We start from the raw sequence: 11,329 nt of genomic DNA on the forward strand, positions 1-11,329 counted from the left end.
AAATATTACCCTTTAATTTTATAATACTATTGCTTTATTATTTTAAATGTTTTATGGTTATATTTTAATAAGTATAAACCTTTTTGTAACGATTTACCTAACTGAATATCTTCACCTTCTTTTACTTTTTTACGAGTTAAAAGTTTTCCATTGATTGAAAATATTTCAATTATGCCATTGGCTTTTAAATGTTCTATATGTAACTCATCTTCAAAAGGATTTGGAAATATCTTTACCTCATTTTTAATAAAACTATCTGTACTTAATGTATTATTTGTAAGAACCACAGGGTAAAAGGTCCCTCCTCTAGGTGGGGTTGCAGATAACTCTCTTGGATGACTGTATTGATCAAAAACAAAAACCTTTGTATCGCTACTAAATCTTTCTGAATTATTTTTTCCGCTTACTTCATTGTTAAAAATTAAGTTATTCTCTCCTGGTGGTTTATGTCCGTATTGGCTACCTCCGCTTGCAAAAGCTCCCCAAGACCTCCATTGTTCACTTTTAACTTTATTGTTTTCTATCAAGTTAAAACCATCATCACCATTATGAAAATTAATATCCACTTCAAAGTCGCATCCATAAACAACATTATATTTTGCACCAACTTGAATAGAAAAATGTCTAATTCTTCTAACTCTTTCGTTTACTATTAAATTATAATCTCCATTAATTGCATAGTACGCAGAACCTCCTCCGCCTTTATTATAAGCTGCATCTACAAAATTATTACGAAAAGTATTGTGCTTGCCATTAACATTAATAGGATTACTTCCTGAATTTTTTAGTGTACAACTATCCACCCAACAGTTTTTGCTTTTCTTTTCTATCATTACAAAACTTACATACATGTTTTTCAATCCTTCAGGATCATTACTAAAACATCTACTTCCACACCATCTATTTCTATCTACATTTCTATCATCATAAATAGTCACTGGTTTTTCTGGAATATATTCCATTGTTAAGTTCTCTATACCTACATGTTCAACATCATCTAACAAAAAAGCTCCTTTATGTTCAAAACGTTGTCTTTCATAACGAATCGTAACGTCCAACTTTACGTTGTCTCTACTTTCTCCTCTTAATATGATGTTAGATTTTAATCGAATGGTTTTATCAATATCATAAGTTCCGTTTTTTAATAAAATAACACTCAATTCTCCATTGGTGTTAAGATTATCTATAGCAGCTTGTAAACCATCTGAATTTGTTGGATTGATTTCTTTTTTAACAGCTAAAGAGTTACTAAAAGGAACTCCTCCTTCTACACCTGACTTTTGCCATTCACTCATAAATGGATAATCAGGATCGTTCTTCGAATTATCGAAAGTAACACCAGGATCACCAATACTCAATTGAGCATTTAAAAAACTAATATTCAATATCAACAACAAAAAAATTACTTGATATTTGATTGATTTTTGAGTTTTCATGATTAGGGTATTTTATTGCTACCTTAAATAGCATCTGTTGAATAATGTTTATTATTTTTTCATGACACATTTAGAAAAAGTTTTACTATATTCTGAATATATAAACCAGTTCTTTTTTCTAAAAACTTAAATACCCCTTGAATTAACTTATACTAAATGTATCCATATTTATTAACTTTTTATTATTTTGAAAGTCTTAGTTTTATTTACCGTTAAAAAATATAATCCTGTAGGTAATGTTGAAATATCTATTTTTAAAGATCTACCTTTTAAAAGTTCTACTCCTTTTAAATTAGTTAATTTCCAAGAAATTTTTTCTCCATAATTATCTAAAATTCTAATTACGTTTTTAGAAGGGTTAGGGTAAATAATAATTGATTCTTTTTTTACATCTAAAGAATTAGTAGACAATGTTGACGTATCTGATATTAATTCAAAAGAAATGTTTTCAGGATTTATATTTGATCCTACATCTGGAAAATTTGATCCATATTCAATAGCTCCTACATCTGGAGAATCTCCAGTATAACTATCTGTAATTCCAGAAATTTCTGTACCACTATCTATAGCTACAGAGTTCATTTTTAGTCTAAAGTCCCCTTTATTAGCATCTACAAATAATGTATTTCCGTTTCCTGTTATGCTTCTTAGGTTAGTTTTAAATGATAATTTAGCAAACAAAGAATTTACATTAGGATCATTATCATGGGTTTCTCCATCGTTTGCTTTTCCATCTATAATATTATTCCAAAAACGAACATTTTCTACATCCCCTCTATTATCTCTATTCCAAACTCTTAATCCCCAATCTACATTCCAAACAGTGTTATTATAATAATAACAATCTTTGATGGTAGCCATTCTTGGACCTAAATAAACAAAAGTACCGTCAGGAACCACATCTGTTTTAAAGTTATAAATAAGATTATGGTGTACAGTATAATTAAAGCATCCTTCAAGATAAAGAGCTAATACAAACTCTTTATTTCCATCTGTTAAAGTATTACAATCATGTATTTTATTATAAGCAATTTCAGATCCTTTTAAATCCAAAGGAATCCCCCATTTACCACCATTAGTACTCTGAATTGAACCAGCATCTTGTCCCATTTTCATACAATCATATAAATCATTGTAAGTAATCTCTATTTTATTATTAGTTCTTATATGAAATCTACCAGACGAACTTAAAGTGCTTTTTGTAACTACAGTACCATCTCCAAAGTTTTGGATTGATGATGTAAATTGTGCTATCCATCCAATGTTATCGATAAAACAATTTTCTATTTTATTTTTTCTTCCACCATCAATAAAAACTCCATGTCCCCAACTATGTGCTATATACATGTTTTTAAAAAGATTCTCATCTCCATCAATAAAAATACCTCCTTGCTCAGTTTTAGATACTGCATACCCTTTTCTGGTAAAGAAAGGCCATAAATATTGTACAGATCCGTTAACTATTTCGCAATTATTAGTATTCTTCATTTCAATTGAAGCTGCGTGAATATTGATTCCATCAAGTTTTATGTTCGATCTATTATTTAAAACAAAAGCTAGTTTTCTATTTTTTGCTGATATTTCCATATCATTAGGATTTTCTCCTACGGGAGGCATAAAGTAAATTTTTCCATTTTTCTCAAACCATTCCCCTGGTTGATCTAATGCGTTTAAATGAAAAATAAACCCAAAACCTTTGCCATTATCGGTAAACATTTTTGGGGAATTCGTTCCCCAATCATCAGAAATTGCAGTTACAGTTAATTCAGTTTCAGTTGAAGATTCAATTATTCCCATTGGATTAATCCATTTTTTACCTACAATACCTCTAAATATACCTCCTTTAAAATGATCTGAAGGGAAACCTGTTAAATTAGGAAACTTTACCCTTCGACCATTTTTTCCACTTTTTACATTAAACACTTGACAAGCTTCATAACCAGTTTTTATGTCTTCAGGCATCATCATTTCATCAGTTTCATTGTTAGGCCATCTTGCCATTTTTTGCCTTTTATTGTCTACGAATAACATACTAAACTGTGTCTCTGCACCAGTAAAGTTAGCTTCAAAAATATTAGATCCAATATCACTAAGAGACCAATTAGTTATAAGATCTGCACCTGAAACAATAACTTTTTCGTTATCGTAATTTGTAAAAGTTAAATTATTTTTTAAAACGATTACTTCCTCTCTGTAAACTCCTTCTCTTATAAAGCATACATCTCCTGAGGACATTATATCTGCTGCTTTCTGAATAGTTTTGAAGGGAGCATCGATTGTTCCTGTATTATTATCATTTCCTTTATGAGAAACATAATAATTTGTAGCATAAAAATTGTGATTGTAAATGAAGAAAAATAAAAGGGTATAAACAATTTTGTTCATAATATTAGGGTTGATTATCTACAATAAAAAATTAAATAACTAGAAACTTCTATACGAAGAAATCAATATAATTAGAGACAAAACCATATCATTTTTGAATGATTATAAAATATATAAAAACTATTATATCAGTCATATAATAATTATATATGGTTCGAAAGAGTTTGGTAAAACTTTTGAAGGTTTTAAATTAGATTCTCATATAAAACAACAATCTATATTAACCTAAATTAAATTTATAAATCAGTTCTTCTCTAATAGAAATTTTAAAATTAATTTAAACTATTATAGATTACTTTTTTATTAATTTATATATGTTTTTTTTATGAGCTACAAGATATACTCCTGATTTGAACTCGCTGTTTAAAATGAAGGTTTTAGAAGCATTTACTGTATCTTCCTGAACAAGTTTCCCTTCTATTGAATAAATACGAACTTTATCATTTTGTTCAGCATTTTTTATTGTAATTTGATTGATAAATGGATTCGGAAAAATCGTAAGTGCAGACTCATCTTCAACAATAACATCTTCAGTACTCAAAGTATCACTCATACCTACTTGTATTGTAATCGTAATTGTTTTGGTTTCATCATCCATTCCTTTTATTACAGCTTTTAATTCATGAGTTCCTTCTTCTAAGTCACCTAAAAACTCGCTATTTTTATTCCAACTGTAAGGCGTAGAATTTTGTGTACTTATAAGCGTATCATCAAAAAACAAACTAACCTCTTTTACCTTAGCTGAAGCATCAACAGTAACTACCATATGATCACCAATATTGAACTGTTGATTATTTTTTAAGATCATAAAATAAGGTTCTAAATCTTTTGTAGCTACAGTTGTTGGTGAAGAAACAATAACTGGATATAAAGTATTCCCTGATGGTGTTGGGTATTTAGATTCATCTATTTTAAAATTTGTAGAATGATCTGCTGGTTTTGCTCGCAATGGTCCATGATACACTTTGTTTGATCTTGAAAAAGGAGAAGCGCCATTATGTTGCAATTCTAAAGTAGCATTGTTTAATAAAAAGTTATCTCTTGCTGAGTTTTGATGCTGACTTGACCATGGTCCCATGATTGAAAAATAATCTGGATTTCTAGAAGCAGAAGATCTTGAACCCGACATATCTTCTGGTAGAACAATTTTATTCTTCTCTATTAAATTATTACCATTGTCGCCAGCATGAAAACTAATTTCTTGCTTAATTTCATTATCATACACTACATTATATTCTACTCCACCACCTTGTAATGAAAAATGACGCAAATGAGTCATTTGGCAATCGGTGATTAAATTATATCCTTTTTGAATAAAGAAATATCCTTGTGCTCCACCAGATTTACTAAAAGCTCCATCAACAATTAATCCTCTAAAAGTATTGTGCTTTGCATTGCATCTCATTGGATCACGCCCTGCATTGATTAAATTCACATCATCTAACCAACAATCGGTACTTTCTTTAAAAAAAACAAGAATGTTATCACTTCCATTAAGTTCATCGTTGGCAGAATTACTTGTATTCCAAGTAAACTTTGGAAAACCACTAGAATCTCCCCATTTACTACTTCCTCGAATAGTCATATTGTACAATCCTGCAAATCGAGTATTTCTTTCAAAATTAAAAGCTTTATTATCAAAATCTTCATGCATTTCAAAAATCGTTTCGCCTCTACTCTCTCCTATTAAACTTACATTACTTTTCATTGTAATCTTTTTATTTACAATGTAAGTTCCTTTTTTAATTAGAATGGTATTTCTTTTATTTCCCATTCTACTCACATCACGAATAGCATTATTGATATCATCTATACTCGCTCCCTCTTCAATTGTACGTTGAATAACTAAATTCTCTTTTAAAGGAATTCCACCGCGTACGCCAGCAGTAATCCATTTTTCTATTTGTGGATATTTTGACTTGTTCTGATTGACAAGATTCATATCAAAAGTGACACCTGGGTCTCCTACTCTTATTTGTGCATTTACATAAAAAGCTGCTAAAATTAAAAAAGTTTGTAAATACTTTTTAGTTGATGAAATAAACATTTATTTTGGGGTTTATGATTAAATAGTGCTAAAAAAACAATAACAATATTGTTAACTGATTTTAAAATACTTGTTATGCCTAAAACTTTATAACACTAAGAATATTTTATCTATTCTTAATTTTTATTAGAAAAAAATAATAGACTGTCTTAAAAAGACAGTCTATATAAATTATAAGTTCTGAATTTTATTAATTAGGAAAATTAGCATTGTAATTTTGTATGGTATTTACATTATTATTACATGCAGCTGTTGTATTTAATTTAATGTTTTTTGTAAAACCATTAGGAAACCTGTTAAACTTTAATTTTGATAACCTAACCTTATAATTCCCTCCTCCATTAGTATTATTTGTGTTGTCTATACTCAATGAAACAGAAGGCCCATGGTATTCAAAACCATTAAACATACTTAAACTTGTTCCTGGGTTTTTTACATCATTGTTCCATAAATCACAAGGAATAAACTTCAGATGTCCTTGTTTAATTTTAGCTCCTCCATCATTTTGATATACAGCTCTTATGTCTGATACCTTAGAGTTTGTAAAATATCCTGCTTTTAAACCATTTCCTAATTGATCAGTTACATAAGTATTTCTTGGTGCTAAACTAGCTTCTGAAGATAATCTTGTTGCCCACTGAGTTCCATTATTTCTCTTATAAGGATTACCTGATAATGCTGATCCACTTATATTAGGAAATTGATTCTGTATGAAGTTTCTAAAATCTCTTTGTCCTGCTTGAGTTAAAGGAAAACGTCTGTTCTTATCGAACAATTCTAAAAAGCCTTTTTCAATTCTAACAGCAAAAGCAGAACCTACAGCACTAACTTTTTCTACAGTTACTTTTCCATTCTCAACAAAATGTGGCGAAAACATTACAGCACATAATCCATTATTATTTTTTATGTCATAAGCAAAAATATCTTTTATACCTCCTTCTTTAGCTCTATCTTTTAGTTCATTCTTCATTCCTTTATCATCAGTCTCCATTCTTAGAGTTATACCTCCTTCACATGAAATTTTTGTAAATAATACATTCTCTGCATTATAGGTCTGTACTAGTCCATAACCTGTATGAGCTCCTGTTTGTCTTATATTTTCTATGACACCATCTTTAGGACCTGGTCTATTTTCTGAAGCACCTGGAACATGTACTAATACAATCGAATTTACAGATGATCTTCTATCCTTGATATTAATATCTCCAAATCTAAAATTATCTACTCTACCAATTTTCAATACATTGACATTTTGATTAACTAAATTATCCGCCGAAATATCAACAGTAAATTTTTGTTTATTTTTACCACTAATACTTATATTTTTTAAGCGACTACCATTTTTACTAGCTCCAATAGAAAACACACTCCCTCTGGTTCCATCGAAAATAATTTTAGTTTGACCTTCTATTTCTAGATGTATGTTTGATTTTAAAACAACTCTATTCCAACGATAATTTGCCTTTGGTATTTCAATAATAACACCTGGACCATTTTCATCTGATTGCTGATTTATTAATCGATTTAAATCTCCAGTAGTAGTTCCTGTAAATTGCACCCTTGATACTCCAATAGGTGCTGTGTAAAAGTTTGACTTTTTAAATTTTTGTGGAATTCGATTTGCTATTTCAAGTTGACTATCCACGCCTTGAATAGTTGCTTCTAATTCTTGGACTTCTTCTGTACAAGACATTAAAAATGTAGCTGATAGAGTTGCAGCTACTAATAGTTTTTTTGTGAAAATCATAATTTAGGGTTTACAATTGTGTCAGCTAAACTACCCTTAACGAAAACGATTAAGTAAACCTATATTACCTTATAATAGCACTATTTTATCCTTATGTTATTGTTTAGAAGTATACAAAAAAGTCTACAAACAAACTCAATGAACTAAAAAACAAATACTTAAAACACAAAAACAACTTTAAGCATTAAGATACCATACTTCTAAAACATAATAATGTTAATCTATTTTTGTCGTTATTTCATACTAATAGATCATTAAAAAACCTTCCCCAATGAACTTTGTTAAATACAACATGCTTATATTAGTTATAATTACTTCAATATTAAAAACAAATAATACATCAATAAAAAACCTGTTTACTTACAAGTTAAGTTCTGTCAAATTAACGAATGAAATTAGATTAATTGATAAAACATCAAACACAAAACCTTTATATATCCCATCAAATTATCAACTATTAAGCAAAGGAAACGCGCAAGATTTTTCTAATAAAAAAAACGTCGTAGAATCAATCACATCTAATGATAAAAAAAGATTTAACTATTTACTCATTCTATTTTTTGTTGTTTGCTCTATTTTAACAATTTTATTGATGTTAATAGTTGTAAAACTTAAAAATAGTAATACTCAAATAAAAGATTTAGAGATTAAAGAAAAGGCAACTTTACAACAACAAATAAAACGTAAAGAAGAGGAAATTTTAGCAACGGTTATGGTAGTTTCTGCTCAACAAAAAGAATTGAAACTAGCATTAAACGCAATTGAAAACTTAAAAAAAGAGAAACAAGATCCGAATATTGAAAAAATTTATGCTAAACTTAAAAGCATTGCAAAATCTTCTTCTAATTTGAATTTAATATTTCAAAAATTAGAATCGCAATACACATATTTTAGTACAAGTATTAAAAATATACATCCTAATCTTACAGAAAATGATATTAGGAATTGTATTTTAATTAGGTTGAGTTTTAGTTTAAAAGATTCTGCGGAACTTTTAAATGTATCTGTTCATGCAATAAAAATAGCTAGACAACGCATCAAGAAAAAAATAAGTTATTCAAGTAATATGAGTTTAAAAGAATATCTTGACACCTTCGAAAACGAGGAGTCTATTCTATATAAAGTTTAATCATTTTTTCTTTTTAATATTCATTCAATCTAAATTCTCAATTTCTTTACAAATACACCTAATGTCACCATAAAACAAGTATGTATACGAAATGTATACCTTTTTTGTATCTGTTTTGTGCTCTTCAATTTTAAAAATAAAAACACATCTGGAAGTAATTTTGTCCATCCATTTAAATAACTAATAATGGACGTTGAAAAAGTATACGAAAATTTTCCCTTATACTTTTTTAGCCCCCTAAAAACTTTTTATAATGAAAAAAATTAATCTTTTAACTTTATTATTAATATTCGGAGCAATATTAAGTATGAATTCTCAGGGTTTTGATGAAAAAACTCTTGAAGAAAGAACTCGTCCTTTTGGAGATGCAGATGATCCAACAGTTAACTGGAAAATACGTTGGGATAGATCTGATCTTTTTAAAAATGATAATTTTCCTGATCCTGAATACAAGTATAACACCAGTATTTGGGCTAAAGAACCAGAAAATGTACAAAGTTGGGTTTGGAGAAACAAACAAAACATAGAGCAGAAAGATGGTTCATTATTTATTACTGCTAAATATAACGAAGCAGGTTTTCCTGAAAATATGGTTCCTGATGGTTGTGTAAACGGTAATCCATCTTCAAATATGGTTCCTGTACGCTTTTCTTCAGGAATGTTAAGAAGTACTTCTCCAGGTTTTGTTTACGGATATTATGAGGCTGCTATTAAAGGAAGTGATGGATTTCCTGGTGTTTCACCTGCATTTTGGTTGTATAATCAAATTAAATCGAATCTTACTGTTGGAAAAGTTCGTTATCAAGAAATTGATATCGTAGAACTTACTCAAGAAGGAACTAGTGAAACTACCCGTAAAGTAATGGATCATAACTTACATGCCATCACAACTGCATCTTCTAAACAACGTTTTGATAGTTCTTTGAATGCTCCTGTTGGTGCCTTCATTCCTTCAGTAGAGAACAATGGTTTAACTGTTGGACCAATCAACAGTACTGCTGGTAGAAGATGGTGGAGACCGAAGCAAAATACTGCTGCGGAAAGAAATGAAACTCATGAGTTTGAACCAAGAGATATCAATATTTTTGGTTGTAGAGTTACTAGCCAAGAAATTATTTGGTATGTAAATGGTAAAGAAATTGGTAGAAAACCAAATGTTTTATGGCAAAAAGAAGCCGATTTAACCAATCCGATGAGAATAACCTTATCATTAGGAATAAGAGCTCCATACAATCAATTTTGTAGTAATAGATTTGTTATGCCAGATCCGGCTGTACTTTCTAGAGCAGAAAGCTTCTTTCCACAATCTATGCAAGTACTTTACGTAAAAGTATTTGAACCAATGAACGAATCTACACAAGTTGTACCTGTAACTGGTGTTGAATTAAAAAAATCTGAAGTTCCAGTAAGAGTTGGAGGAAATACTATTTTAACTCCTGTTATTTCTCCAAAAGAAGCCAATAATAAGCAGTTTACTTTTTATAGTGTTTCTGGAATGGATGTAGCTAGAGTTGACTCTAAAACAGGAATTGTAACTGCATTAAAGGAAGGAACTGCTACTTTTAGAGTGATTACTGATGAAGGAAATTTCTTTGATGATATAGAAATTACTGTTGGTAGCAACCCTGGGCAAACTAGAAGAGCAAATATTCCTGCACCTCCTGGTTCAGCTGGTTTAGCTCCTGACAATGATTCTGACAGCGATTCTGATTCAGACAGTGACAGTGATTCTGATAATGATAATGACTCTGGAGACACAACAAATCCACCTAGCACAGGTAATTGTAGTGATATTAGTACTTGGAAAAAATCTGATTCATATAAGAAAGGTGATAAAGTAAAATTAAATAATATTATTTTTCAACTAAAAAACAATAGTTCTGGTAAATGTAAACCAGGTGGTAATAGTACTTGCTCTGCTAATCAATGGAAAGAAATTGGTACTTGTAACACTTTAAGTAATACTCCTGGAACCAATAACAATGTAAAAGTTTTTCCAAACCCGTCAGTAAACACTGTTAATATTACATCTGAGCGAGGTGCAACTATTAGCATTGCTGATAAAACTGGTAAAGTAATCTCTTCTAAAACTGCTAAAGGTCAAATTACATCTTTTAACACAAGTAATTTTACTAAAGGGTTGTATTTAATCAAAGTTCAAAAAGGGAATAAAAAACTAATCAAAAAATTAATTATTAAATAATTTTAAAAATTATTGTACTTCTTTTTTTAGGTCCGATCATTTTTTTGATCGGACTTTTTATTTTTTGTGGATTGGGGTGTTGTAGTGGTAATATTTTTGGAAAACTAGTAAGGTTTTTATTTATCAGAAAGATTAAACACAAATAGATATTGATTTTTTTGCCTAAAATTTGCCTAAGTTTCTACCTAAAAAACACCTAAATTTTCGATTTAACACACTTAAATAGGTATAAATAGCATAAAACTAAGTTAGATATAAATGGGATCAATCCCAAAAGTTGTGTGTGAATTAAAATAGAATGTTGATTTTTGTAAAAAATAGATTATTACTTGGAATTATCACTAGAGGTTTTAAAATTTATACTACCAGAGTTATTAATTAC

General features: G+C 29.4%; 6 protein-coding genes. 2 read left to right on the forward strand and 4 right to left on the reverse strand.

Annotated features, from left to right (window positions below; translation table 11 throughout):
• Window positions 1–26: 26 nt before the first annotated feature.
• The 4 genes from EYW44_RS14315 to EYW44_RS14330 form a co-directional block, all read right to left on the reverse strand.
• Window positions 27–1,436 (reverse strand): T9SS type A sorting domain-containing protein, encoded by a 1,410-nt coding sequence (locus EYW44_RS14315; protein WP_132724355.1) that lies wholly within the window; start codon window positions 1,434–1,436, stop codon window positions 27–29.
• 171 nt (window positions 1,437–1,607) lie between these two features.
• The gene (locus EYW44_RS14320; protein ID WP_132724356.1) at window positions 1,608–3,821 is read right to left on the reverse strand and encodes a T9SS type A sorting domain-containing protein; all 2,214 of its coding nucleotides are present in this window, start codon (window positions 3,819–3,821) and stop codon (window positions 1,608–1,610) included.
• 292 nt (window positions 3,822–4,113) lie between these two features.
• Window positions 4,114–5,868 carry a T9SS type A sorting domain-containing protein gene (locus EYW44_RS14325; RefSeq protein WP_132724357.1) on the reverse strand — a complete coding sequence of 585 codons (1,755 nt, stop codon included), beginning with the start codon at window positions 5,866–5,868 and terminating at the stop codon, window positions 4,114–4,116.
• 190 nt (window positions 5,869–6,058) lie between these two features.
• Window positions 6,059–7,615, reverse strand: a complete 1,557-nt coding sequence (locus EYW44_RS14330; protein WP_132724358.1) for a hypothetical protein — start codon at window positions 7,613–7,615, stop codon at window positions 6,059–6,061.
• 271 nt (window positions 7,616–7,886) lie between these two features.
• On the opposite strand from EYW44_RS14330, the gene EYW44_RS14335 reads away from it, so the two are divergent.
• Both EYW44_RS14335 and EYW44_RS14340 read left to right on the forward strand, forming a co-directional pair.
• A complete protein-coding gene (locus tag EYW44_RS14335) occupies window positions 7,887–8,744 on the forward strand; it encodes a hypothetical protein (RefSeq protein WP_132724359.1) in 858 nt (285 codons plus the stop codon).
• A 253-nt stretch (window positions 8,745–8,997) separates the two neighbouring features.
• Window positions 8,998–10,947 carry a T9SS type A sorting domain-containing protein gene (locus EYW44_RS14340; RefSeq protein WP_132724360.1) on the forward strand — a complete coding sequence of 650 codons (1,950 nt, stop codon included), beginning with the start codon at window positions 8,998–9,000 and terminating at the stop codon, window positions 10,945–10,947.
• Window positions 10,948–11,329 lie beyond the last annotated feature (382 nt).

Origin of the sequence: Tenacibaculum sp. M341 (genome assembly GCF_004337695.1) — a bacterium.
Lineage (GTDB): Bacteria > Bacteroidota > Bacteroidia > Flavobacteriales > Flavobacteriaceae > Polaribacter.

What these genes read in the sequence shown, in the direction of transcription:
- EYW44_RS14320 (WP_132724356.1), bottom strand. Translation starts at nt 3,821, where the DNA reads ATGAACAAAATTGTTTATACCCTTTTATTTTTCTTCATTTACAATCAC.
- EYW44_RS14335 (WP_132724359.1), top strand. Translation starts at nt 7,887, where the DNA reads ATGAACTTTGTTAAATACAACATGCTTATATTAGTTATAATTACTTCA.
- EYW44_RS14325 (WP_132724357.1), bottom strand. Translation starts at nt 5,868, where the DNA reads ATGTTTATTTCATCAACTAAAAAGTATTTACAAACTTTTTTAATTTTA.
- EYW44_RS14330 (WP_132724358.1), bottom strand. Translation starts at nt 7,615, where the DNA reads ATGATTTTCACAAAAAAACTATTAGTAGCTGCAACTCTATCAGCTACA.
- EYW44_RS14340 (WP_132724360.1), top strand. Translation starts at nt 8,998, where the DNA reads ATGAAAAAAATTAATCTTTTAACTTTATTATTAATATTCGGAGCAATA.
- EYW44_RS14315 (WP_132724355.1), bottom strand. Translation starts at nt 1,436, where the DNA reads ATGAAAACTCAAAAATCAATCAAATATCAAGTAATTTTTTTGTTGTTG.